The organism is Parasedimentitalea denitrificans (assembly GCF_011813015.1).
Classification (GTDB): Bacteria; Pseudomonadota; Alphaproteobacteria; order Rhodobacterales; family Rhodobacteraceae; genus Parasedimentitalea; species Parasedimentitalea denitrificans.
Genome location: NZ_QHLQ01000034.1, coordinates 1 through 23,542, shown reverse-complemented (window position 1 = coordinate 23,542; position 23,542 = coordinate 1). Strand labels below are relative to the sequence as shown.

General features: G+C 55.9%; 35 protein-coding genes. 34 read left to right on the top strand and 1 reads right to left on the bottom strand.

All coding sequences use genetic code 11. From position 1 onward, the window contains the following. Window positions 1–166 precede the first annotated feature (166 nt). Window positions 167–814, bottom strand: coding sequence for a helix-turn-helix domain-containing protein (locus tag DL239_RS20165; RefSeq protein ID WP_167685899.1), 648 nt, complete (start codon window positions 812–814; stop codon window positions 167–169). 85 nt (window positions 815–899) lie between these two features. Between DL239_RS20165 and DL239_RS20160 the strand changes: the two genes are divergently transcribed. From DL239_RS20160 to DL239_RS19990, 34 genes are all read left to right on the top strand, one after another. Beyond that, entirely contained in the window at window positions 900–1,112 is a 213-nt protein-coding gene (locus DL239_RS20160; RefSeq protein ID WP_167685898.1) for a hypothetical protein, read from the top strand. Next, entirely contained in the window at window positions 1,109–1,432 is a 324-nt protein-coding gene (locus tag DL239_RS20155) for a hypothetical protein (protein ID WP_167685897.1), read from the top strand. The genes DL239_RS20160 and DL239_RS20155 overlap by 4 nt, the downstream gene beginning before the upstream one ends. A 186-nt stretch (window positions 1,433–1,618) precedes the next feature. Continuing rightward, window positions 1,619–2,083, top strand: coding sequence for a hypothetical protein (locus DL239_RS20150; protein ID WP_167685896.1), 465 nt, complete (start codon window positions 1,619–1,621; stop codon window positions 2,081–2,083). After that, window positions 2,083–2,313 (top strand): hypothetical protein, encoded by a 231-nt coding sequence (locus DL239_RS20145; protein ID WP_167685895.1) that lies wholly within the window; start codon window positions 2,083–2,085, stop codon window positions 2,311–2,313. Before DL239_RS20150 ends, DL239_RS20145 begins: the two co-directional genes overlap by 1 nt. After that, entirely contained in the window at window positions 2,310–2,567 is a 258-nt protein-coding gene (locus DL239_RS20140) for a hypothetical protein (protein ID WP_167685894.1), read from the top strand. Before DL239_RS20145 ends, DL239_RS20140 begins: the two co-directional genes overlap by 4 nt. Next, entirely contained in the window at window positions 2,564–3,001 is a 438-nt protein-coding gene (locus DL239_RS20135; protein ID WP_167685893.1) for a helix-turn-helix domain-containing protein, read from the top strand. Before DL239_RS20140 ends, DL239_RS20135 begins: the two co-directional genes overlap by 4 nt. Further along, the gene (locus DL239_RS20130) at window positions 2,983–3,618 is read left to right on the top strand and encodes a hypothetical protein (RefSeq protein WP_240932088.1); all 636 of its coding nucleotides are present in this window, start codon (window positions 2,983–2,985) and stop codon (window positions 3,616–3,618) included. The genes DL239_RS20135 and DL239_RS20130 overlap by 19 nt, the downstream gene beginning before the upstream one ends. Before the next feature lie 175 nt (window positions 3,619–3,793). Then, window positions 3,794–4,378, top strand: a complete 585-nt coding sequence (locus DL239_RS20125) for a hypothetical protein (RefSeq protein WP_167685892.1) — start codon at window positions 3,794–3,796, stop codon at window positions 4,376–4,378. Between the two features lie 20 nt (window positions 4,379–4,398). Next, a complete protein-coding gene (locus tag DL239_RS20120) occupies window positions 4,399–5,052 on the top strand; it encodes a hypothetical protein (protein ID WP_167685891.1) in 654 nt (217 codons plus the stop codon). Between the two features lie 91 nt (window positions 5,053–5,143). Continuing rightward, complete coding sequence (locus DL239_RS20115; protein ID WP_167685890.1) at window positions 5,144–5,524, top strand: HNH endonuclease; 381 nt, start codon at window positions 5,144–5,146, stop codon at window positions 5,522–5,524. 102 nt (window positions 5,525–5,626) lie between these two features. Further along, window positions 5,627–6,109 (top strand): resolvase, encoded by a 483-nt coding sequence (locus tag DL239_RS20110; RefSeq protein WP_167685889.1) that lies wholly within the window; start codon window positions 5,627–5,629, stop codon window positions 6,107–6,109. Then, window positions 6,109–7,827 (top strand): terminase large subunit, encoded by a 1,719-nt coding sequence (locus DL239_RS20105; protein ID WP_167685888.1) that lies wholly within the window; start codon window positions 6,109–6,111, stop codon window positions 7,825–7,827. Before DL239_RS20110 ends, DL239_RS20105 begins: the two co-directional genes overlap by 1 nt. Next, a complete protein-coding gene (locus tag DL239_RS20100) occupies window positions 7,824–9,053 on the top strand; it encodes a phage portal protein (protein WP_167685887.1) in 1,230 nt (409 codons plus the stop codon). Before DL239_RS20105 ends, DL239_RS20100 begins: the two co-directional genes overlap by 4 nt. Beyond that, window positions 9,050–9,901, top strand: a complete 852-nt coding sequence (locus tag DL239_RS20095; protein WP_167685886.1) for a head maturation protease, ClpP-related — start codon at window positions 9,050–9,052, stop codon at window positions 9,899–9,901. Before DL239_RS20100 ends, DL239_RS20095 begins: the two co-directional genes overlap by 4 nt. Window positions 9,902–9,914: 13 nt before the next feature. Then, window positions 9,915–11,225 (top strand): phage major capsid protein, encoded by a 1,311-nt coding sequence (locus tag DL239_RS20090; protein ID WP_167685885.1) that lies wholly within the window; start codon window positions 9,915–9,917, stop codon window positions 11,223–11,225. Between the two features lie 77 nt (window positions 11,226–11,302). Further along, window positions 11,303–11,836: a hypothetical protein gene (locus tag DL239_RS20085; RefSeq protein ID WP_167685884.1), complete on the top strand. Its 534-nt coding sequence runs from the start codon at window positions 11,303–11,305 to the stop codon at window positions 11,834–11,836. Further along, window positions 11,833–12,135, top strand: a complete 303-nt coding sequence (locus tag DL239_RS20080) for a head-tail connector protein (protein ID WP_167685883.1) — start codon at window positions 11,833–11,835, stop codon at window positions 12,133–12,135. The genes DL239_RS20085 and DL239_RS20080 overlap by 4 nt, the downstream gene beginning before the upstream one ends. 2 nt (window positions 12,136–12,137) lie before the next feature. Then, the gene (locus tag DL239_RS20075) at window positions 12,138–12,485 is read left to right on the top strand and encodes a phage head closure protein (RefSeq protein WP_167685882.1); all 348 of its coding nucleotides are present in this window, start codon (window positions 12,138–12,140) and stop codon (window positions 12,483–12,485) included. Continuing rightward, window positions 12,482–12,877: a hypothetical protein gene (locus tag DL239_RS20070; protein WP_167685881.1), complete on the top strand. Its 396-nt coding sequence runs from the start codon at window positions 12,482–12,484 to the stop codon at window positions 12,875–12,877. Before DL239_RS20075 ends, DL239_RS20070 begins: the two co-directional genes overlap by 4 nt. Next, window positions 12,870–13,283 carry a DUF3168 domain-containing protein gene (locus tag DL239_RS20065; protein WP_167685880.1) on the top strand — a complete coding sequence of 138 codons (414 nt, stop codon included), beginning with the start codon at window positions 12,870–12,872 and terminating at the stop codon, window positions 13,281–13,283. Before DL239_RS20070 ends, DL239_RS20065 begins: the two co-directional genes overlap by 8 nt. A gap of 79 nt (window positions 13,284–13,362) precedes the next feature. Next, window positions 13,363–13,779 carry a phage tail tube protein gene (locus DL239_RS20060; RefSeq protein WP_167685879.1) on the top strand — a complete coding sequence of 139 codons (417 nt, stop codon included), beginning with the start codon at window positions 13,363–13,365 and terminating at the stop codon, window positions 13,777–13,779. After that, window positions 13,780–14,211: a hypothetical protein gene (locus tag DL239_RS20055; RefSeq protein ID WP_206188562.1), complete on the top strand. Its 432-nt coding sequence runs from the start codon at window positions 13,780–13,782 to the stop codon at window positions 14,209–14,211. A 166-nt stretch (window positions 14,212–14,377) separates the two neighbouring features. Then, entirely contained in the window at window positions 14,378–16,483 is a 2,106-nt protein-coding gene (locus tag DL239_RS20045; RefSeq protein WP_167685876.1) for a hypothetical protein, read from the top strand. Between the two features lie 3 nt (window positions 16,484–16,486). After that, a complete protein-coding gene (locus DL239_RS20040; protein WP_167685875.1) occupies window positions 16,487–17,155 on the top strand; it encodes a hypothetical protein in 669 nt (222 codons plus the stop codon). Then, a complete protein-coding gene (locus DL239_RS20035; RefSeq protein ID WP_167685874.1) occupies window positions 17,152–17,739 on the top strand; it encodes a hypothetical protein in 588 nt (195 codons plus the stop codon). The genes DL239_RS20040 and DL239_RS20035 overlap by 4 nt, the downstream gene beginning before the upstream one ends. Then, window positions 17,736–18,161, top strand: coding sequence for a DUF6950 family protein (locus DL239_RS20030; RefSeq protein ID WP_167685873.1), 426 nt, complete (start codon window positions 17,736–17,738; stop codon window positions 18,159–18,161). Before DL239_RS20035 ends, DL239_RS20030 begins: the two co-directional genes overlap by 4 nt. Then, window positions 18,151–19,965 (top strand): hypothetical protein, encoded by a 1,815-nt coding sequence (locus DL239_RS20025; protein ID WP_240932087.1) that lies wholly within the window; start codon window positions 18,151–18,153, stop codon window positions 19,963–19,965. The genes DL239_RS20030 and DL239_RS20025 overlap by 11 nt, the downstream gene beginning before the upstream one ends. A 13-nt stretch (window positions 19,966–19,978) precedes the next feature. After that, a complete protein-coding gene (locus tag DL239_RS20020) occupies window positions 19,979–21,466 on the top strand; it encodes a hypothetical protein (protein ID WP_206188561.1) in 1,488 nt (495 codons plus the stop codon). Next, window positions 21,466–21,873, top strand: a complete 408-nt coding sequence (locus DL239_RS20015) for a hypothetical protein (RefSeq protein ID WP_167685871.1) — start codon at window positions 21,466–21,468, stop codon at window positions 21,871–21,873. The genes DL239_RS20020 and DL239_RS20015 overlap by 1 nt, the downstream gene beginning before the upstream one ends. Then, the gene (locus DL239_RS20010) at window positions 21,870–22,253 is read left to right on the top strand and encodes a hypothetical protein (protein ID WP_167685870.1); all 384 of its coding nucleotides are present in this window, start codon (window positions 21,870–21,872) and stop codon (window positions 22,251–22,253) included. The genes DL239_RS20015 and DL239_RS20010 overlap by 4 nt, the downstream gene beginning before the upstream one ends. Continuing rightward, complete coding sequence (locus DL239_RS20005) at window positions 22,243–22,617, top strand: D-Ala-D-Ala carboxypeptidase family metallohydrolase (RefSeq protein WP_369410598.1); 375 nt, start codon at window positions 22,243–22,245, stop codon at window positions 22,615–22,617. Before DL239_RS20010 ends, DL239_RS20005 begins: the two co-directional genes overlap by 11 nt. Beyond that, entirely contained in the window at window positions 22,614–22,916 is a 303-nt protein-coding gene (locus DL239_RS20000) for a hypothetical protein (RefSeq protein ID WP_167685868.1), read from the top strand. The genes DL239_RS20005 and DL239_RS20000 overlap by 4 nt, the downstream gene beginning before the upstream one ends. Then, window positions 22,897–23,097 (top strand): Rz1-like lysis system protein LysC, encoded by a 201-nt coding sequence (gene lysC / locus DL239_RS19995; protein ID WP_206188563.1) that lies wholly within the window; start codon window positions 22,897–22,899, stop codon window positions 23,095–23,097. The genes DL239_RS20000 and lysC overlap by 20 nt, the downstream gene beginning before the upstream one ends. Before the next feature lie 74 nt (window positions 23,098–23,171). Next, window positions 23,172–23,542, top strand: a 371-nt coding sequence (locus DL239_RS19990; protein WP_167685866.1) for a hypothetical protein, incomplete at its 3' end; no start/stop codon positions are given.

Genomic DNA, 23,542 nt, shown 5'->3' with positions numbered 1-23,542 from the left:
CCAATCCAGGCCAAAGCCGCAGCGTGAAACAGAGGCGGGAACACATTGTCCCGTTATACGGACACGCGAAAACTTCGAGTTTTTCAACAACATTAGCTGGAAGCCGACGTTGGACTTGTTTACCACCGACGGCGGCTCTGGTCCGTTCTTGACCTGGAAAGAGGTTTTAGATTTTTTTGATCAGTTCTACTGGCCAATGGAGGCGCACCTTGGCGGCCCATTTAAGTCGGACATTCCACATATTGTTCGCGCCAGGATTCAGTGAGATTAGATGAAACAACCCCGGCTCATCACCGGGTTTGATTTGCTTGACCCATCCCATACCGTCCTCATCTTCGCAAACGCAACGGTGGCCTATATCGTCAGACGGCACAACGTCATGGCCATTGCGTGTATAGAACAGAAGGTCTCCAGCGGAATAGACGGGTTCCATGCTGTCGCCCTCAATCTCGACCGCGACAATACCGCGCGGAGAAAGGCCGGGCGGGCATTCAATTTGAGGGCCATCGCCTTTTTCATAAGCGTCAAACACAGGGACCTGGGCGCCAGCGCCGACTTTACCTGCAATCGCAATTGTAGGGATACTGTCGGGCTGACCATCAGACCAACTCATAATCTCTTCTACGGTCATTTGTAGTGCTTGAGCTAGCTTGACAGCTGACGATAGTTTCGGAGATGCAGCCTTACCTCGCTTGAGGTCACGCACAAAGGATTGATGAAGCCCAGCTGCTTCTGAAAGCGGGGCATCTTTTAGATTGCGGGCTTCCATTACTTGTCGGAGGCCCTCCAGAAATTTTTCGCTTTCATCTAACATTGGGGAATTCTACCCAAATGCACAGACTGCAGATACTGGGAAGTTTACCCTTGCTTTTTCGGGTAAACTTACCCAGTGATGTGGCATGGAACAATTTCTCGATGATATCAAAACCTATGCGGATGCCGTAGGTCGCAGCCCTCAGCACATTTTGCGGCAAGCTGTGGGTGCTAGCTGGTCGCAATGGGCGGCTTGGGCGGATGGGCAGTCGAGCCCGACGCTGAATACCGTGGATAAGATCCGCAAATACATGGCTGACAACCCTGCGCCCGCCCCAATAGCGGAGGACGCCGCATGAGCCGCGCTCGGTTAACCCTGATTGTGAATAACGATGTGTCATGTTTACAAGATGCGCCTCGCGCCGGACAAAAGTCTTGGTCAAATAAGTTAGACCCCTATGCGTTAAAGACCAGTGCGGCGGTGCTTTGGTCAGGGTACTTTCGCACCCGATTCCACAGTCCGCGTGAGGTCGCCCTATTTTGTGATGTCAGTTTTCAAACCGCGTTGAACTGGTGGGGGGCCGTGACCGCGCCCGCCAGCCACATCGCTGTGCTGGTCATGCTAACCGACCCCGCGGCTCCGGCTTATTTCGCTGCTGAACTGGAGCAGGCGGCGTGAGCGACGTTTGTCCAGAAAACGGCCCAATGCCGGATCAGAACAGAATAGGCGGGGATGTCAAAGACACCCTATCGAGCAGATGCACCCAATTTGAGGGCGGGTGCGCCTATCCATTGCCCTCTAACCTCCCTGTTAAACTTGGGCGCGTGGCTGATGCCATGCGCCCCTTTTTCTGCGGGGTGGCCTATGCTGCGTGATAACCGAACAGAAAATGAAGGGCAGCCAGACTGGGCTGCGCTAGTTGCCCGCTGGGGTGGGGTGGCGTTGCTGCATACTGATGTTTCAATGGTCACACTGGCACTGCGCGCTGTGGGTAAGGTGGCTTACCTGGCGACACCGTATCATGACTATTGTGATGGTACTGCACTGGCTGCGGATCTTGCCGATGAATGGCGGCGCTCACTGATCGGGCTGGCAAAATTGCGGTGTTATTCACCGGCGGTCAATGCGCAGATCGTGACCGATTTCACAGGTGATGAGGCGCCAGTAAATCGGCCGCACGTCACGAGCGAGCTGCGGCTGGTCGAACTTGTAGTGGTGCCGCCGATGGCTGGGTGGGAGGCTTCACCAGAGGTCTGGCGCGTTGTGCGAACAGCCTTGGCCTTGAATTTGCCGGTTTATGTTCTGGCTGAACAGGCGGGGCGCTTGTGATGACCATTAAGATAACCCGTGAAGATGATCTGCTAGAGTTGGAAGTCCTGCACCTGCGAGAGAATAAGGGCTTGCAGGGCGGTGATGTAATGGCGCGGCTTGGGGTGACCCGAGGGTTTATCTCGGGCGTCCAGAGCAGGGTGCGTAAAGCGACTGCGGCCAACCCCTGCGAGTGCAAGCGCAAAGCCAACCGAGACTGTGGGATGCGCCAGCGTTGGTGGGCATCATGAGCGCCCATAACCTGAAAACCAAACGTGCCCATCCAAATGCACAGCGAGAGCAGTTTCAAGTGGCCCATGTGACGGTGGAGGTTAGCCGGAAGGCTGGCACCTTTGCCTTGATTGCGGGTGAGGCTCACCACTCTAAGGACCGCAGCCCGATGTTCACGGGCATTGTTGAGCCGGGCATGGGCACCGCGTTGCGCCGTTTGGCGCATGCGATCGATGAAATGGAAGCTGAGCAGAGTAAGAGGGCGCGCACATGAGCCAAATCAGTTCACCTGCTGACAACGCAAAGTGCCAGAAGATATTAAGGTCCCGCGTCACGTTGGTGGAAATTCAGGATATTGTTTGTGACCATTATGGGCTGCGGCGAGAAGACCTTATCGGTGCTGACCGCAAGCGCGTGTTCTCCTGGCCTCGGCAGATGGCGATGGCCATCTGTTGTGAATTCACCAAGTTGAGTCAGCCGGAAATCGGGCGGCGTTTTGGTGGCCGTGACCATTCGACGGTTATCCATGGCTGTAAGGCAGTGGAAACACGCCGAGCCAATATTCCCGAACATCAGGTGGATTATGAGAAAATCACCAGCGCTTTGGCTGGAATTACGCGGGCCGAGTTTTTTCGCCAAAAAACGATTCATGGCCAGTTCGCCAGTGTTCGCAACAGGGGAGGTAAGCCATGCATGCAGCCCATTTGACACCCGTTAATTCTGAAGACTTACCGGTCTATCCATTGTCTGCAGACGACCGGCTCGACAGCCACTATTTCATGGTCTGGGAACGCCGCCGTTGGCTCAATTCGGACATGCGCCTGAAAGGCACACCAGAGTGCCGCGCATTGTACTTTGATCTGACCAACATCGCTTATGATCATTCGCCAGTTGGCACTTTACCTGATGATCATGACGCCTTGGCAAAGATGCTGTTTGTCGATGCTTCCCACTTTAAGTCTCTGTGCGCGCTTGAATACGGGCCGCTCCACAAGTGGACGCGATGCCTGTGCGAGGGTGGCGAGATCCGGTTGATGCATCCGATGGTGCTAAAGTCTTTGACTGAGGCTGTGGCCCGGAAAGAAGACAATCGCGCCCGCAATGAGGCGGCTAACACTGCCAAGCGATTGCAGCGCCTGCGGATCACTGTGGCGGGCTATCAGGCTGACCTGTCCAAGAATGACGCAGCGGTGCGTTGGATGGACGAATGGCTGACCAAGGAAGGCTGCAGCTATCGAGGTGGTGAGTGGATCGAAAGGGCAATGCGCGCGTGGTCAAATCACATGTTTGATCTCAATCGAGTGCCTGGACGGGGTCCAGCGTGACTGTCCTGAACTGTCCGAAAGACACTTTAAGACAGTCTCGGACAGTCTTGGACTGTCCTGCACGACAGGGACAAAGACAGGAAAATAACAAGACAGCAGGACAGTTGGGCGACAGACCGGACGTCCTGCCTGTGGATAAGTTGCAATTGGCTGAGAAGAGCAGAGGGCAAGTGAAATGAATACTGAAGATCAAGCCGCAGGCGAAAAGCGGGTGCAAGATGTGCTGATTAAGCCTCTGTTGGATTTGGGGCTGGCCAAGCCCTCGACGCTGACTAAGGCTCGGTTTGACGATATGCTGAAAGAGCTGCGGCAGATGCTGGCCTATATGACGGCTGAAAATCTGGATCTGCTGCGCCAAGAGGTGGAGGTTCGGCCCGGTGGCAAAGATGGCGATCGCTTTCCAATTGCGCTGAAGATACGGAAGTGGGCGCGAGATATCCAACAGCCCGTTTCAGGACCGTCGCCGCTGATGATCGAAGTGTTTACCCACCAGCTGGGGCGAGATGCATTGGAAAAGGGCTGGGCGCCGGAATTGATGATCAATCTACGCGGGGCGCGTAAATGGCCGGGCCCCTTTACAGTTTCAGGGATTAAGGCCGCTGCCGATGACGCCATGCGCCGGTTGGAAGACATCGAGCTGCGTCTGTCGCGTAACGAAGAGATCCAGGAAGAGGACGCGATGTTTCGCAACAAGCGCCGCGCGGCAATTCAGAAATGCCAAGACATCGCTGATCAGTCGCAAGCGCGGGGTGCTGCTTGATGGGGGTTGAGGGTTTGAACGTGAGTGGCAAGATCAGCCCGGTGGCGATCAGAGCACCACGCACAGGAAGGCGCGAGATCGGTGTGTTGGAGTTGATTGAGTGGGCGTTTCAGCGTGAACATGCCAGTCTTGACTTCGATGAGATATCTCGCGAGGCAGGCGCGCGGCCCGGTGTCGATACTGTCTGGCACCTAATGGAAGGCAAGAGGCTCGGTTGTCGTGTCGATGGCGGCGGGCGATCGGATCCGCACCACGATGCCGACATAGTTGCCTCGGCCTTGGCGGTCTTGCCCGAAGTGTATGGCGGACGGCGAATGGCGTTGCAGATAGCTGAGCTGGCGCGCGCAGGGCAAAGACCTAATTGCATGATCGATGCAAAGCACAAGTGCGTTCCGCGTGAATGGAAGCAAAACCAGCACGGCTGGCATTCCGCTACTGAGCCGTGCGGATTCGTCGAAGTGCTTCGGCGCGGGCGAACACAGCGGATGGAAATGCGGTGCTGCCCGGTGACTTACGTTGATACGGCCCGCGATGTTGGTGCGGCGCGTCGGGGTTATCTTGCTTGGTTTGGAGCGTTGTTAGAGCTGCGCAACGTGTTTCAAACCCATTGTCACATGACATCGCATGTTGTCACCAATCGCATGCCGCCACGCGCGCCGTGGAAAAGTTCTTGACAAAAAACAGCACCCGTTGACATATTGCACTCAACCTAATTGCGCCCGGAGGCTTCCAGCCTTCCGGGCGTTTCTTGTTTGTGGGGTGCCGATGGGTAGACTGAAGGCAGTGCAGCCAAGGCTGGGCGCTGCTCCATCTCGGTTACGCCAAGCTCCTAGTACTGAGAAAGATCGCAACCTTCAGCGCCGGGCGGATCAGCCATGGCGTTCGTTGTACGGGTTGGCGCGCTGGCAAAAGCTGCGATATGCATGCCTTATGCGCGATGGCTGGAAGTGCCAGCAAACCGGCGTGGTGTTGATGGGCAAATACCCGGCGCCGACTAGCCCGGTTGGTGACCACATCATCCCGGCGCATGTGTTCTGGTTCGACGGCAGGCAGCATCTGTTCTGGGATCCAGACAACATCCAATCGGTTTCGAAAGCATATCACGACAGCGAGAAGCAGCGGCTCGAAAAGAGTGGCCGCTTCTGAGCCGCAACTGGCCTGAGCCTGTAACAAGGGAGGGGGTGGGTCAAAAGTCAGGGAAATCCCTTGGCGCTAGACCCGTCCTCCCCTCATTCGGAGTTTTTTTTCTTGGCGGAACAAGATTTTGACCTGTTTGGTGACCCGGTACGGCTACCGAACGGGAAGCGTGGGCGTCCTGCTCATGTGCCAAGTCAGAAAAATCGTAACAAAATCATAGTGTTGTTAGCTTTGGGGTGGGGCAATGAGCGCATTGCTGGTGCGATGCACATCAGTCAGCCAACGCTGAGACGGTATTATTTTTCAGAGCTGAAACGGCGTGACATTCAACGCGATCGGCTGGACGCTTGGCGGTTTGAGAAGATTGTTGACCAAGTCGAGAGTGGTAACGTTGGAGCCATGCGATTGTTGGACCAGATGATCGCCAAGAATGACCAGGTATTGACCGATGCCAAAATCCGAGCAGCCCAAAACGGCGAAAAGAAGACGGAGTACATCGGCAAGAAGGAAGTTGATCGCCAAGCGGCTGATTCAGCCGTGAAGGGGAATAGTCCCGGTTGGGAAGACGATCTGACACCCGGAAAATACAACTGATGGATCTTTCACCTGCCAACCAACCAGATCCGAACTGGTCGACCGCTGTTCTTGACTGGGAAGATCGGATTCGGTCGGGGCGTAGTCTGATCCCAGACTTGCCGTTGTATAACACTGTTGCCGAGAAAGCGTTGCGGATTTTCAAGCGGCTGCGGGTACCGGATCTAATTGGCACCCCGACTTATGGCGAGGTGTGCGAGGATTGGGTGTTTGACCTGGTCCGAGTGATCTTTGGATCATACGACCCAGATACAAAGCGCCGGATGCTGCGGGAGTTTTTCCTTCTGGTTCCCAAGAAGAACGGTAAATCGGCGATCGCTGCGGCCATCATCGTGACAGCGGCCATTTTGAATGAGCGACCAATGGCCGAATTGTTGCTGATCGCGCCTACACAAAAGATTTCGAACATCGCGTTTAAGCAGGCCAAGGGGATTATCGCCTTGGATGATGGACTGTCGGACATCTTCCGGGTCCAAGATCACAAGAAAGAAATCACTCATATCGTCACTGAGGCAGTGATTATGATCCTGTCTGCAGACGGTGATGTGGTGACGGGTTCTAAAGCGACTTACATCTTAGTGGATGAAACCCATGTTTTGGCTGGCAAGCCAAAGGCGGCAGAGATTTTCGTGGAGATCAGGGGTGGTCTGGCCTCGCGACCCGAAGGTTTCATGTTGCAGATTACAACGCAGTCGAAGAAGCCGCCCGTTGGTCAGTTCAAAGAAGAATTGGATATGGCCCGCGCGGTGCGAGACGGTGAAATCGATCTTCCAATGTTGGCGATACTGTACGAGCTGCCTCGCGACTTGTTCAAGGATAACGGTTGGCGCAAGGAAAGCACTTGGGGGATGGTCAATCCGAACCTCGATCGATCCGTCAGTCTAAACTATCTGCGTGATGAGCTGATCAAGGCCGATCGAAAGGGCGCGGATGCGTTGGCTCTGTTTGCGTCACAGCATTTGAATGTCGAAGTTGGCGAAGGTCTTAAGCAGGATCGATGGGTTGGTGGGCTGTATTGGTCGAATACCAAGATAGAAAATTTTGGTTTTGATGAGCTGCTGGATCGCAGTGAAGTGGTTGTTGCTGGCATTGATGGCGGTGGACTGGATGACCTTTTAGGTGCGGCCTTTGTTGGGCGCGAAAAGGTCACAAAAAACTGGCTGTCGTGGTGCAAGGGCTGGGCGCATCCGATCGTGTTTGAGCGACGTGCCAGCATTTCGGTTCAGTTGCAGGATTTTGCCAAGTCAGGTGATCTGACGATCTGTGAGTATCCAACTCAGGATGAAGACGAAGTTGCAGAGCTATTGCAGAGGGCCAATGAAACCGGCCTACTGCCCGACACTGCGGCTGTTGGGCTGGATCCAGAAGGCGTAGCAGCACTGATCGATGCGGCAATTACCGCTGGTTTGACCGATGAGCAATTATGTGCAGTTTCGCAGGGCTATCGATTAAACGGAGCAATCAAGGGTGCCGAGCGCAGGTTGCGCGCCCGGTCGCTGCTTCATGCGGATCAGCCAATGATGGATTGGTGCATTAGCAATGCCAAAACAGAACCGCGCGGCAATGCAGTCATTGTGACCAAGGCTGCATCGGGAACCGCAAAGATCGACCCGGTAATGGCTTTATTCAACGGCGTAACCCTTATGGCCCGAAACCCGCAACCGTCGACGCGGGCCAATCTTGATGACTTCCTTTCAAAACCGGTGATGGCATTATGATCCGACGAATTATCAAGGCCGCAGCGCGCGGTATTCGCAACGAATTATCCGCCGGCCAATCTGGCTGGGTCGATGCGGATTCTGCGACAAGTGTCGCTGCAGGTTATACGTCCACTTCCGGTAGTGTGGTCAATCCGGCCACTGCGATGACAGTTTCTGCGGCTTGGGACTGTGTCAAAAAGCACAGTCAGGCGATCGCAAGCCTGCCGATGGCGGTTTATGAACGCCAGTCTGACGGCGGCAAGAAGCGGATTGAGCCTGATTTAGCCGAGATTCTAACGGTTTCGCCGAACACTGGGCAGACTGCGGTGGACTATTGGGAGGGTATGTCGGCGCAGACTGCCCTGCGCGGCAACGGATATTCGGAGAAGCTGTTCATAGGGAAACGCGTCGTCGGGATGCGGCCCTTGTTTAATGTCACACCTGAGCGCCAGGCTGACGGGTCGTTCAGGTATTTGATCATCGATCGCGGGCGAAAATCCTACATGCCTGCTGACAAGGTGTTTCACATGCGCGGTTTTGGCTCCGGTGATGGGCTGGGGCTGTCAGCGATTAAGTACGGGGCCAACGCGATGGGAGCCGCACTGTCGGCTGATGAGGTGGCTGGTAAGACGTTCTCTGAAGGGTTGATGGCTAGCGGCGTGCTTCAGTCCGAACAGACATTGGACGACAAGCAGCGGGAACAGTTGCAGGATCTACTGCAAAAATACCGGGGGTCAAAGAATGTCGGCAAATTGCTGACGCTAGAGGCCGGTCTGTCTTACCAGCAGCTACAATTGAATCCCGAAGATGCCCAATTGCTGGAGACACGGCGTTTCAATGTTGAGGACGTTTGTCGCTGGTTTGGGGTGCCGCCTATTGTGATCGGCCATTCTGCCGAGGGGCAAACAATGTGGGGCAGTGGGGTCGAGGCAATCATGCTGTCCTGGCTGACCTTGGGGATCAATCCGCAATTGAAGAAACTCGAAGCGCAGATCCGCAAAGATCTGATCCCGATCGGGCGCCGTCGACGCTGGTTTGTTGAGTTCAATCGAGAGGCACTTTTGCAAATGGACAGTGCAGCCAAGGCTGAGTTTCTGAGCAAGATGGCTAGTTCAGCTACCATGACCGGAAATGAGCGTCGGGCAAAACTGAACCTGCCGCCACATGATGCGCCAGAAGCAGATCAGCTACTGGCACAGGGCGCGATGCTGCCCATTCAAGATCTTGGAAAGGGTGAACAATGACCAACCGCACAATGCCGATGGCACTGGCAAACCGCATGCCTGGGGTGAAATCCGATCTGACGCCAAAGGCCTTGCAGTCCTGGAACCCGGATTTGCAGCCTGCAGCCGAGGCTTTGGGGGACAATTCGATCACTATGCTTGGGACAATTGAGCCCAGTTATGGGGATGACACCGTCACGGCCAAACGTGTCTCTGCGGCGCTTCGCAAGATCGGCGCCGATAACCCGGTTGATATCTTCATCAACTCGCCCGGAGGCGATGTCTTTGAAGGGTTGGCGATCTATTCGATGCTGCTGGAACACAAAGGCAAGGTGACGGTTAAAGTCTTGGGCCTTGCGGCCTCGGCAGCGTCGATCGTAGCGATGGCCGCAGATGAGCTGCAAATCATGCGATCGGCGTTTTTGATGATCCACAATACATGGGTTTGCGCCTGCGGTGATAAGCACGCATTTCGTGAAGTGGCGAATTGGCTGGATCCGTTTGATAGCGCGCTTGCGGATATCTATCACGCCCGAACCGGGATCGAAAAACCAGACGTCACAACGATGTTGGACAAGGAAACATGGATCGGTGGAGCTGACGCGGTTGAGCGTGGGTTTGCAGATTCACTGTTGGGCGCTGAGCAGGTTTCTCAGGGCGTCGGGAATGCTTCCAATCTCAGCCCGGACGCCGCAAAAATCAAAGCAGATCTGCTGATGGCGCGGGGCAATGCACCGCGCTCGATGCGCCGCGAGTTACTGGCGGCACTGCAATCTGGCACGCCGAGCGCTGCCGAACCGGGTACGCCAAGCGCTGCCCAAAAACCACCAGTGGCCAAGGCGCTGCTGGATATCTTCCAAAACACATAACTGGAGAAACTCCATGAAAAAGTTGATGATGCCCGCCATTTGTATGGCGGCACTGGCCTCGGCGTGCCCTGTCCATGTAATGGGCGCCCCTATGAATGACGCGTCTGACGAAGCGATGCTGAAGCAGGTTCAGGGCTCGCTGGACAAGATCAACGGCGAAACCAAAACGGCTGCTGAAAATGCCCTGACAGAGGCTAAGAAAGCAGGCACTCTGAGCGCTGAAACCAAAGCTTCCGTTGATAAGTTGTTGACGGTGCAGAATACGCTAAATGACACGCTCAAAGCTTTGACTGACAAGGTCGAAGGCGTGGCCTCCGAACATCAGGAAATGGCGCAAGCCATTGCTGAAGGTGTTGGCCAAGGTGGATCTTCTGCGCCGATGTCCCTGGGGCAGGCAGTTCTTGCCGAAGGCGATGAAGGTATCAAAAATTTCCTTGCCAATGGTGCCAAGGGCAACCTGCGTATTGGTGTTTCCAATGCAATTACTTCGGCAGCGGGTTCAGGTGGTGGGCTAACCTATCACGAGGAAGAGCGATCGCCAGTGAACATGCCATACCGGCGGTTGCGCATTCGTGGTCTCGTTAGCCATGGTCGTACCGGATCGGATCTGGTGAAATATCGCAAACAGACCCTGCGTACCGATGCAACTGCGGCAATTGCCGAAACTGGTACTTATCCAGAGAGCGCATTTGGTTGGTCCAAGGCGCAGACCGAGGTCAAAAAGATTGGTGCAGTCACGAATATTTCCGAAGAAACCATGGCGGATGCCGATCAGTTGCAAAGCGAGATCGATACCGAGTTGCGTTTTGGTCTGGATCTAGAGACCGAAAAGCAAATCCTGGCAGGTGATGGTGTGGGGGAAAACCTGCTCGGTTTGATCCCGAGTGCGACAGCCTTTGTTGCAGCTTCTGGTCTGCCTGACGCTACGCGGCTTGATCGCTTGCGCTTGGCGGTTCTGCAGGTGGTGTTGGCGGACTATATCCCAACCCATTTTGTTATGAACCCAACGGATTGGGCAGGCATCGATTTGCTGAAGGATACTCAAGGCCGTTATATTTTCGGCCATCCGGGTTCGCAATCGACCCCGGCCCTGTGGGGCAAGGATGTCGTGGAAAGCAACAGCATGTCTGTTGGTGATTGGCTGACTGGTGATCTGCAGATGGCTGCAACGCTGTATGACCGTTCTGAAGCTGAAATTCTGATTTCATCTGAACATGGCACCAATTTCATCGAAGACATGCTGACGATGAAGGCCCGTAAGCGGATGGCGCTGGCCGTCAAGCGTCCTGCCGCGATGGTCAAAGGTAACTTCACCTTCGCCTAATTAGCGGGTGAAGTTTTTGAAACATGCCCGCGCGGGTCAATCTGCGCGGGTTTTCATTTGAAAATACGAGGCAAGCGATGTTTGTGAAGGTAAATGAAACCCGTCACACTAAAGTTGGCACCCTGCGCACCGGCACGATTTTGGATGTGGGCGAGTTTGGGCCGAAGGGGCGCGCGGTAATCGAGGCGCTGTTGGCGCAGGATGACCCGGCGGTGGTGAAACTGACCAAAGAGCAGGTCGAGGCCGAAAAAGATGCCGTTGTTTCGCTGGTTCCAGTCGACGACCCGGAAGACGAAACCAGCATTGATTTGGATGTTCTGGGTGATCTTCAGAAGACTTTGTCGGATGCAAAAAAACTGAACACGAAGCTTCAGGAAGATCTGGAACAGGCGATTTCTGCACGTGATGAAGGCGCTGAGAAAATCAAGTACCTGCAGGATGAGCGGACCAAGATCACCGCCGATCGGGATGGTTTGGCCGAGACTTCTGCCGAAGAAGCCAATCGCGCGGATGCCGCCGAAAATGAGGTCAAGACCCTGAAGGCGGATCTGGAAAAGGCCCAGAAGGCCTTGACCGACGCTATCGAGAAATCAGGCGGTGACAAAAAGTGACCCAGTTTCTCGTCGCAGATATCAAACCTCACCTGTCGGTGCCGAAGGATGACACCGATAATGACGGGATCATTCAGGGGTTCATTGCCGCAGCCGAGGCTTGGGTGGTGGTATATCTGCGGCGTGATCTGGACACAGAATTCCCCAACCGCTGGCCTGAGCCGGTTCGGCATGCCGTGCAGATGATAGTGGCCCTGTGGTTTCATAATCGCGAGGGTGTTTCCGAGGGTGGAATGACGTCGGAAGTGCCGTTCGGTGTAAAGGATATGCTGGCCCCATTCCGCGACATGGGGGCCTGATCATGCGCGGCGGGAAATACCTGGAGCAGGTACTAGTCGAGCGCAAAGAGGACACGGGCGCGCTGGATGGCTACGGAAACCCAGTGGGGCTGAACTGGGTGGAGTTCTCCAAACCGCGTGGCAATTTCCGTGAAACCGCTGGCAAAGACAAAATCGCGGCGGGGCGGCTAGAAGGTAAGGCTACCGGCACTCTGCGGATGCGCAGCTATTCAAAGCTTAGGACAGTAACCAGCGCCGACCGCGTCAAGATCCGGGGCCAATACTGGAAGATCGTCGGTGAGCCAATTCATACCGATGCCGGGTTGCAGGAAATAGAATTCACTCTAGAGCGCGGCGGCGTTGTGGAATGAAAATCGAAAGCAAAAAGCTGATCCGCCAAATGCGTAAGCTACCGGATGCACAGCGCGGGCATTTGATCAAAGCCATTGCCAAGTCTACCGAGGAAGGTGCCAGCGTGACGCGTGTCCTGGCGCCGGATGTCACTGGGGAAACCCGCGACAATATCACCACCCAGTACCGCAGCGGCGGAATGGTGGGCGAGGTGGTCGTGATTGATAGCGGTGCGCCAAGCGATGAAAAAGACAGGGCCTATTCGATCGAACATGGCCGCAAAGAAGGGGATCACGGCACCACCGAAGGCAATCACCACGTTCACCGTACCCGACAATACCTGGGCAAGCGGTTTAAGGGCCGGATCCGGCGCGCAATAAACAAAGCAGCAAAAGAGGTGGCTCGTGGCTGATGGATATGTGACCGCCACCCAAGCGGGAGTGCGCGCGACGTTGATTGCCGATCCTGATGTGGCGGCCCTAGTAGGCAGCCGCGTGGTGGATCAACCCCGCGAAAATATTGAATTTCCCTATATCCGCTTTGGCCAGATCGAATGGCGCGGCGATGACACTGATCACACACGGGGCGCCTTGGTTCAGGTGGGCCTGAAAATCCATTCCCGACCCAAGGCTGGCAAAGTCGAAGCCTTGCGCATCTGTGAGACTGTAGCGCAGGCCCTGCACCTGAAACCCGAGGCGATGACAGTTGAGGGTTTCAACGTGGTCGAGGTCGAGGTGCAGACCTGGTTCGTCAAGCGGGCCAGTGATGGTGTTAGTTATGAGGGCCACATGGCCCTGCAGGTGCAGCTAGACAGCTAAAATCGGGATTATATCCCTGTTTGTGACGTGCCATTTTGGCGCGTTTTTTTGTGCAATTCACAACTTTGGAGGTCCAGATATGGGCAAGCAAAACAGCCGCGGCTTTTTGATTAAGATTGGTGATGGTGCCGGTTCAGAGGTTTTCACAGCCTTTGCCGCCTTGACCGCGAAAAGCCTGAAAATCGGCAATGAGCGGGTGGACGTGACCACTGAGGGTATTGACCCAACTGCAGCGATCTGGCGCGAAACCATTGACGGCACCAAATCGGTGTCTGTGTCGGGCGATTACACCCTTGTGAAAGAGGTTCCAGAGGCCCGCCTAATGGAGGTTTCTATGTCCAAGGACGCGGTTGCTAACTTTGAAATCGTTGTTCCCAATGTTGGCACGTTTTCCGGGGCATTTTCAGTTGAGGCCGAGGTTTCCGGTGATGGCGCCGTTAAGGGGTCCATGACCATGGAAAGTACCGGACCCGTAACATTTGTTGCCGAGTCGTAAGTGGGTATCACTTCTGAAACGGAGGCACCACGCGGAGGCATAGTTGAGAAACTAGGTGGCGTGTGGTGCGTCATGGTCCTGGGTAACGCTGAGATTGAGCGCTACGAGGACAAGCATACAGGCATTTTCGAAACCTGGGATGGGTTCTATGGCCGCGCTGCCAAGCCAACCGCAAGGCAGGTGCGTGATTTGGTGGCCCTGGGGCTCGTGGGGCATGGCATGACCGGCGCTGCGGCGGATGCGCTGGTGGCGGAACTCGGGCCAGAGCATAACCCTCTTTTATATAAAGTTTCCCAAGGGTTGCTCGGCGTCGCGTTTATGCCGGATTCGGCCAGCCAGGGTGGCGATGAGCCCGCGCCACCAAGCGATATGACCGAGGACGATGATCCTGCAAAAAAGACCGATCCCGCGCCTGGAACGTGCGGGGAATAATTCGGGCTGCAGCGCCGCAGGGATACCGGCCAGATGAAGTGCGAGGGATGATCCCGCGCGACTGGCTGCTGTGTGTTCGCGGTCATGCGGATCAACGCAAATCGGCTGAACCTGGGGCCAATGCACCCAGTCAGGCTGAAGTAGAGGCATTGGTGAGGGACTACGGATGAGCGGCACCGATCTGGAAAAGCTGAATATCATTCTGGCGGCACGTGACCGTGAATTTACTAAGGCAATGGATCGCAATATTCGCCGTGTAGAACGGTTTGCAAAGCGATCGGAGCGGCACCTGAGCAATGTTAGTCGCAAGTTTGATGCCATGGGGTTTGCCGCCAAGCGATTTGCGCCACTGATGGCTGCGTTGGGGGCAGGGGCCATCATTGGCAAGCTGCGCCGCACTGCGGCATCGCTGGATGATATCGGCAAAACTGCCGATAAAATTGGCCTGACAACCGATGCCCTGCAAGAACTGCGATCGGTGGCGGAAAGTGCCGGCGTTTCTCAGTCGTCACTGGATAGTTCTATGGAGCGCTTCAACAAACGCCTGGGTGAGGCCACCATGGGCGGTGGCGCTGCCGCCAAGATGTTGAAGGCCTTGGACCTAGAGGCAGGGGATCTGGTTACTATGGGGCTGGATGACGCGTTGTCACAGGTTGCGGATAAGATCGCTGCAATTCCTGAACCGGCACAGCGTGCGGCAGCCGCTGCAGCGCTGTTTGGCCGCGAGGGTGTGGCAATGGTTAACCTGATGCGCGAGGGCAGCGCAGGCATGGAAACCATGCGCCAGGAAGCGCGGGATCTGGGCATTGTCATTGATGAAAGCCTTATCCGGGGTGCAGAGGAATCCCAAACCCAACTGGACCTGATGAGCCGGGTGATTTCATCGCAGTTGAACAGCGCGTTAATCGACATGGCCCCGCTGCTGGTGGGTGGCGCAACGGCGATCGCTGACTTTGTGCGCGGCATGGTGGCAGCCATCAACGCAACCAAGGCGTTTCTGAACCCGCAAAGCGATCTTGAGAAAGCCACGGAAAATCTAGTCGACGGTATGGCAGATGAGATCCGCCAAAGCCAGCTTCTGGAGGCTGCATTGGGCAAAGGCGCTAATATGAGCGTGGCGGTTGCTAAGACCAAATTGAGTGAGGCGCAGGCTAGGCACCAAAACGTTCAAGCAATCATTGCCGAACATCGGGCGCTGGCATTGGGTTCAAGCGAGTACCAAGATTTAACCGACACGATCCAGAGAACAACTGCCGACATTGAGGAAATGGAAAGTGTCCAGCAGCGCGCGTCTGATCTGGATATTCAACTGCCTGGTATGTCTGCAGATGATGCAACCCATGCCGCCAATATCGCCGCAGCCTATGGCCGGTTGATGGATGCTATGAACCAGCGCCATGCAATTGATTTGCAAAATGAAGGCCTGAACCAGCAGCTAGAGCGCACGGCTGAAAACATTACGACCCTGCAGACCGCTCTCGACAACGCCGAAGGGGGCGTGGTGTCAGTCGAGGGCACCTATGTCTCCCCTCTGGAAAACAGCCCGAAACAGGAAATCAGCCGCACGGGTAGCGCCGCACAGGTCGCTATTCCAGATCTGTCTGATTACGCCGAGGTGATGGCGCGGATCAATGGGGTGTTTGGCGACGTGAAAGGTAGCGGTGACGGCTATGCGGATACGTTGGCTAAGTTGCAGGTGCTGTATGACAGTGGCGCACTGTCTGCCGATCAATACGAGGCTGCCGTGGGCGCGGTTGGTGATCGGTTTCAGGATGCCAAGTCAAAATCAGAAAGCCTTCGATCATCCGCCATCAACACTTTATCCGCCATTACAACGCGGTCATCCACGGCAAGTGAAGCGTTGGCAAATCTGGCTGCAAACTGGGCGTCAATGTTTGCCAATGCTGCCTTTGGCGGACTGTTGAAAGACACAGGAATATTTGACGGATTGGGTGATCTGCTGAGTTTTGACGGCGGCGGCTATACTGGTGACGGCCCGAGATCTGGTGGCCTGGACGGAAAGGGTGGTCGCATGGCTGTGATCCACCCGCAAGAAAGCATCATTGACCACACCAAAGGGCAGGGAGGGCGTGCAGGTGGCAGCAACGGCTCTGTTCATGTTTCGGTTGGCGTCGATGAAGGTGGAAATCTAATCCCGATAATAAAAAGTGTGAGCGGCAATGTCGTAGCAAGCGCCGCGCCTGCCATTATGGCAACCCAAGACCGCAAGACTGCGCAGAACCTTCAGAACCATTTGGCGCGTCAGGGGTAATACATGCAGCGTGAAATCGTCACCATCCCGCCGAACTTTCTGCGGGTGCTAAATGTTGACTGGGATATTGATTGGCGAGGCCAGTCAGTCGGAGATGCGACTTCCGGCTCTTCAGCCACAGTCTACAACTCCTTTCCGCGCTGGGTGGGATCCCCGAAAGTGAGCTTGGTCCGAGATGAAATCACGCAGTGGCGGGCGATACGGGCGCAGGCGCAAGGGCGGGTTGGCATCTATCGAATGGAGATGGTTGATCCCCTCGGGTTTATCGCCCCTGATGTGAACCCGAATGGAGTTTCGTTTTCGGGCGGCGGGCTGTTCAACGGTGGATCTGGTTTTGCTTACACCCCGATTTGCCGAGCCGTGAATCCGGCAGGAGCGGGGGCAACAGAGATCAGGTTGGATGTTGCTGGGGAAGCAGCGCCTGTTGTGGGTCAAATCATGAGTCATGATGACTGGCCCTTTGTGGTGGTCTGGGCATCTCTGGTCTCCGGCAACGTTTATGACGTCGGTATTCAAATGCCGTTACGTGCAGATATTGCTGTAAATGATCTGATCAACTTGCGAGGGGTTGGGCGATTTGAGGCGGTCGATGAAAGTGCCGGCAACCCGGCCTATGACAGGCGGCGGGTCAGCTCAATCCAGCTGTCTTTTAGAGAAGTTCTTTCCCGATGAGCTTTTTCCCGGAAGGCTACGACCCCAGCGGAGCGATCCATGGGGCTCTTGACCTGTGCGAGATAGAAACGCCGGACGGCCCGGCCCGGTTCATCATTGGCACCGATGGTGTCTTTGTCGATGTGAATGGAAACCGTTGGTTTGGCACTCAGCTCGCCAGCGTGTCCAGTTTGGGCAGTGCCATGGAAGGCCAGGCGCCAGAGGGCAGTGTGACGCTGTCCTATTTTCAAGATCCAGATGCGGATGATCTGATCACACAGGTGCGTGACCTTGGCCTGACCTATGTTGAGGGGCGCCCTATCACCTTTCTGGTGCAGCCCATCAGTTCCATGGAGGAGTTCTACGCCCCCAAGGTGGCGCCGGTGCAGTGGATGCAGCGGACCATGCGCACCCTCGGGATCTCGGCCAGCGGGGCGCAGGATCGATCGATCTCACTTGGATTTGAAGCCTGGACAGAGAAACGTCGAGCCTCGCGCCGGATTGTTCTGAACACTGAAGGCCACGCTAAGCTGATCGGGGAGGTGAACCGATCGCTCGAATTTATGCCCACTACAGATTTTGAAGAAGAGAAGCTGTTCGGATGACCCCCCTTTATCAAGAGCTGCACCGATGGGCTGGGCAACCGTTCATCTGGGGCGAAAGTGATTGCATGCTGTGTCTGGCGGATTGGGTGCAGCGGGTGACGGGACGCGACCCGGCGGCGGCGCTGCGTGGGGTTTATGACAGTCGGGGATCGTGCCAGCGCGAAACCGGATTTCTGCGAAACCCTGTCGATGCAGTGGATGCTTGTTTGGCAACTATTGGCGGCTTGCCGCGAGTGGATACGCCCCAGCCCGGCGATATGGCCGTGTTGATGCTGTTAGATGGTGAGGGGCGGTTGTCCCCCTGTGGTGCGCTTTGGCTGGGATCGGCCTGGGGCTGCAAGGGTCCGGACGGGGTGACAACACTCAGCCCGCAGGCTGTCTCAAAAGTACTAGCAATTTGGGGTGTGGGTTATGAAGCGTAGCCTGCTGTTTGCGGCTTTGCTGGGTAGTACTATGCTGACGCCGCAGCGGGCAGAGGCTCTGCCTGTTGTTGGCTGGATTGCGGGTTCTTTGGGTGTTGCTGGTGGAACGGCGCTTGCTGCAACAGCCGCCTATGCAGCCGGTGCAGGTTTTGCCGGAACGATCATTGGCGGCTTTGTGGTCAAAACTGTAGTTGCGATCGGGCTGTCGGCCCTTGCGGCCCAATTGGCCCCGACGCCCTCTGTTCCAGCACCCGGTGCGCGGATGGTCAACTTTGCCCAGCCTGTGGCCTATGCGGAATGGGTCTATGGTCGAACGCGCAAGGGTGGACCGTTGGGCTTTACCGGCTTTGCAAACGACAAGCGCTACTATGTACCAATCCTTGCGGCGCACCCGATCGAGGGCATTGTGCAGCACTGGTTGGATGAGCGGATTGTAACGCTCACCAATGAAACAGACACAACGAAAAGCAACGTCGCGGAAAGCCCAATCTCAGGATATGGCCGGATCAACGTATTTACCGGCGACCCTGGTCAACTTGCAGATCCGGGCCTGTTCGCAGATTTTGCAGAGATAACCGCTGCCCATGATTTCAGAGGCTTGTCCGGGGCTGTTCTTTGGGCTGCGCGGCCACCTCAGTCGTCGTTTGCACAAATCTACCCATCTGGCGGGAAGTGGGCTTATGCCCCGGTGCTGGATGGCAAGAAAGATATTTACGATCCGCGTGATGGTCAGACTCGGTTCACATCAAACGCGGCGTTGGTTTTTGCCGATTGGGTCGTCAGTGTTTTGGGCCGGGATGTGGATTGGGCTGAAGTTGCCGATGAGGCTGACGCCTGCGATGTGGTGGCTCTGGACGGCGAGGGGATACCGCGCAAGCGCTGGGAAATTAATGGCACCCTCTCGGATGAGCAGGAGTTTGAAGCGCAGCGGGCACAGATGGCAGCGGCCTGTGACGCTTTTGTCTATGAACGGGCGGATGGCAAAGTTGGATTCACCGTTGGCCGCTGGATCGACCCAGAGTTGACGCTTGGCCCCGAGGACTTCTTGGCCTTGGAATTGATCGAGGGCCAATGGGGCGCTGATGCTCCGGATGAAGTGGCTGCCGTTTATACCGAGCCGGAGAACGGCTGGCGCGAAACGCCGAGTGGTACATGGGTGGAGCGTCAAGTTGCCAAGCCAGTGCGTGATGAGCCGCAGTTGTTCATGGTGACAAACCACAACCAGGCGTCACGCCTGAACAAGCGCCTGGCGCGCACCAAGCTGTCGCAATACCAGTTGCGTGGCACACTTCGCATGAAGGGATATGAAATCCTTGGCGGGCGTTCCGGTGGGCGGGCGCATCGGTTCGCGCGTGTTGTCCATCCGGAAATGGGCATTGATATCTATATCGAGGTTGGCGAGCTGGTGCGTGAGAGCGTCGGTGTTTTTTCGCTGACGGCTAATTCAGTGAAGCCTGAAGATTTTGCTTTTGACGCAGCGACAGAAGAGCCGCAGCGCCCAACCTATGACGGGGTGGTGAGTGACGCCAGTATTCCGGTTCCAAGCGGTCTTGCCGTGCCATCTGCCGCTAGTGGCGCTGCGACGGTCAATTGGGATGGGCAGAACGCGGCCTATGTGCAGGATCTGCAGTACCGGCTAACCGCAGTTTCATCCGCCTGGGTGCAAGTGTCTGTGGCCGAAGGGCAAAGCTCATTGCAGCTCTCAGTTTTGTCATCCGCTGCTGAGTATGAAATCCAAATTCGCAATCGAACCAACGGCCTCGGGGTTTCCGACTGGTCGTCATCTGTTTTGTTCACACCTTAGAGCAGGGAAATCCATGGTCGCACTTTCTCCAAAAACAATCATGACTGGCAACCCGCCGAGTGCGGCGTATGAGCCGAAGAAATCCGACATTGCGGACTGGATGCAGGAAATTGAAAGCATCGCGGTTGGCGGGGGGCTGGCTTATATCGATGGCTCCCTGGTTGATTTGCAAGCGCGTTCCGGTGCCGTCGATGGTCAGTTTTCCCTTGTGCTGACCACGGCTGAAGAGGCCGGTGTTTATGAACGAGTTGCTGGCATCTGGGTGAAGAATGCCGCAGTCCCTTCGCTATTCCTTGAAAGCACCGTTGCAGATCAGGCTGTTGCAAGTGCCGCTGCAGCGGCTCTGTCTGAGGGTGCCGCAGAAACGGCGCGTGGTTTGGCGGAGGGTTACAAGACGCAGGCTGAACTGGCGGCGTTGGTGGCTGGTGCCGCGATATTTGCGACTGATACAGATGGTCTTGCCGCAACCTCCGAGGGGGAGGTGTTTATCGTTCACTCGGGTTCAACAACGTCTGTCTATAAGAATGTTTCGGCGGCGGCTGTGTATCTTGGTGCGATGTTCGACAAGGCGGATTTGTTACAGTCTGCCAATAATCTGTCGGACGTGCCAAACAAGGCGGCAGCGCTGGCCACCTTGGGCGGGCTAGGTGCTTCGGCGCTGGACCCGCTCACCAAGCGATTGGACAATGACGCTGGCGTGGTTCTGCTGGGGGGCACCGGCGGGGCGTACACCTTGGTAGCTCAGAGCCCGATTGCCGGATATGCGGCGCTGCAATCGTTCACGTTCCGGGTTAATGAAACAAACGCAGCCGCTGTGACGCTGAATGTGGACGGCAGGGGCGCGCGAGCGGTCCAGAAGTACAACAGCTCTGGGAGCCGCGTTGCGCTTGCTGCGGGTGATTGGCGGTTAGGCCAGATCCACCGGGTAATTGATGACGGCACCCGGTACATCCTTGTGAGTCCGGTGATGAACCCTGCGACCCAAGCTCAAGCAGAGGCCGGGGTTAACGGCGAAACCTTCATGACGCCGGAAACTACAGCTCAAGCTATCGCTGCTCAATCCGATAACTTTGGGCCAGAGGAAGTTGGTTCCCCGTATCACGGAATCTACCCTTACGACGGTGTGACAGTAGGCGATGGGGCAACGGGCCTCCTCTATGATCACGCGGTGGACGGTAACGTTACAGTCGTCACGACACCTACCCTTGAGGCGGGCTATGTCTATTACGTGTATTTCCGGGGGGTCAGCTTCGGCGGAAGCGCTGACGCCCAGCGGGCACAAGTCCGAGGGTACAACGCCAGCAACGGTTTAGTTCTTACCCTTTCCAACTCGGGCAACAATGCCACGCACGCAAATGTGTATGACTACGACTTTCGGATTGACCTTCTAAAGTACCCGACGATCACTTACGCGCAGTTGATCTGGGCGCTTGGGGACTACTTTGATGCAGGGCGTCTCTACCTGTACAGGCAATTCGAACCTAACGCGGGAGCAGTATAATGGAAGCGCTGTATGAACTGGTGGTGTCTGATACGGGCGTTCGCTCACGGGTGGCTATGTCAGATGAAAAGATCATGGAAAATAACGCGCGCATTCAGGCAGCAACTTTGGCCCGCGCCACTCGCGATCTATCCCCCTCGGAGTTTGAATGGTTACTGGGGTACACAGAGCTAGACGACATATGGGATGCGATGATCGCCAGCCTGAAAGGTTCGACTGATGAGGCTGACAAGCGGACCCGCGCTGCGCTCAAGGCGCATCGACGCAAGTCGCTCTTCCGGTTTGCTACGACGCTTCAATTGGTCAGCGATTTCCGACCAATGGCCGCAACTATCAACCCCAACATTGACCTGAGCGACGCCGTGATTGAGGCCGCATGGGCAAAGGCCACGGAAGTAGCGGCATGAAGGTCGCTATCATCGAAACATCCCGCGATTGGGTGGGTTGGGCTTTGCTTGGGCTGGGCGTGAGCTTTCCGGCTCATCAATTCATCGGTGGGCTGTGTTTGGCCCTTGCTGCGGGCAGCATGATAGCCCGTCACCGGCGTTCAAATGCCAAGCATTGGGCCGTCATGGCGACCTCGGGTGTTGTCGCAACAATAGCAGTCATTGCCACGCAAGGCTGGGACCATTTTGGTGTGCTTCCCCAGCTTATTATGGCTCTTTCCGGCGCTTTATCCGGTTGGGGCATCAACATGGTCGTCAAAATGATGGACCGCTTTGAAAAGCGCAGCAGCGACATTGCAGACAAATTGGTCAGTCGAGTTTTAGGAAAAGATGGGGATTGAAATGGGCGATCTAAGCAAGAACTTCAGTCGGTCTGAATTCAAATGCAAATGCGGGGAGTGTGAACAGGTCGGACCAGACCCAAAGCTGATCCCAATTCTGCAGGATGTGCGAGACCATTTTGGGAAGCCGGTTACGGTCCATTCTGGTCACAGATGCCGGGCCTATAATGAGTCGGTTGGTGGTGTCGAGTTTTCACAGCATCCGCTTGGGACGGCTGGTGACTTTACCGTTGCGGGGGTCAGCCCTCGCAAAGTCCAAGACTATCTCCTTTCCAAATACCCCGACACCCTTGGTATTGGGCGTTACCGGGGGTTTACGCATGTTGATGTGCGGGAAGGAAAGGGCCGGTGGGATAAACGATGACCCGCTACGCGCTCATAGCGGCACTCTGTGGGCTGCTGGGGCTCGGAGGTTGGACCTCCTACCTGCTTTGGCGCAACTCAAACCTGAACACCAAGCTGGACGCGGCGCGGCAGACCATTGCAGTGCGTGACCAGCAGTTAGAGCAATCGCAAGAGGCTGGTCGCGTTCTCGACGCACACCTGCACCGGATGCGCGATGAACGGGAAAATCTCAACGCAGAATTCAACCGTCTTCGGCAAACGGAGGGATACCATGATCCGTTGTCTGATTTTATGCGCGATGCTTTTGACCGCATGTGAGCGACCTCCTATTTTTGTAGAGCCGGTGGTGTCCAAAGAATTGACCACCCCCTGCGCTGAGCCTGTGAAAGGTCCACCCAGCGAGGGTGCTTTTGTTGAGTACGCACTGGGCTGGAAAGGAACCGCCCTTTGCAATGCCGACAAGCTGGAAAGCATCGGGAAGCTGATCGGCCCTCAGTGATCTGAGCGCGGATCGCAAACCCAACCGGCCTGCCGCGCACCGGAACCTGCGCAGCACATCCAAAGGAAAACAGAATGCCTTTACTCTCTGACGCTGTATTAGACGCAGCATGTAACCATCTAAAAACAAACGGAACCATGCTGCACATTTGTTCGTCTGAGCCTGCGAACTTTGCTGCCATTGCCGCTGTTGAGTTGGCCTCGGCACCTGTCAGCCTGACCGGGCCTGCGGCAGGTGATGTGTCTGGTCGCAAAGTGACTATCCCGGCAATTACGGCTGACACAGTCGATGTTACCGGGAGCGCCACCCATTATGCGCTGTCTAATGGCGTAGACGAATTGTTTGCCACAAACACCCTGAAAGATCCCGGCACCGGCAATCCAACTTCTATCGCTCTGTCGGATGCCGGTAATTATAATTTCAACGCCATGGATCTCACAATTCC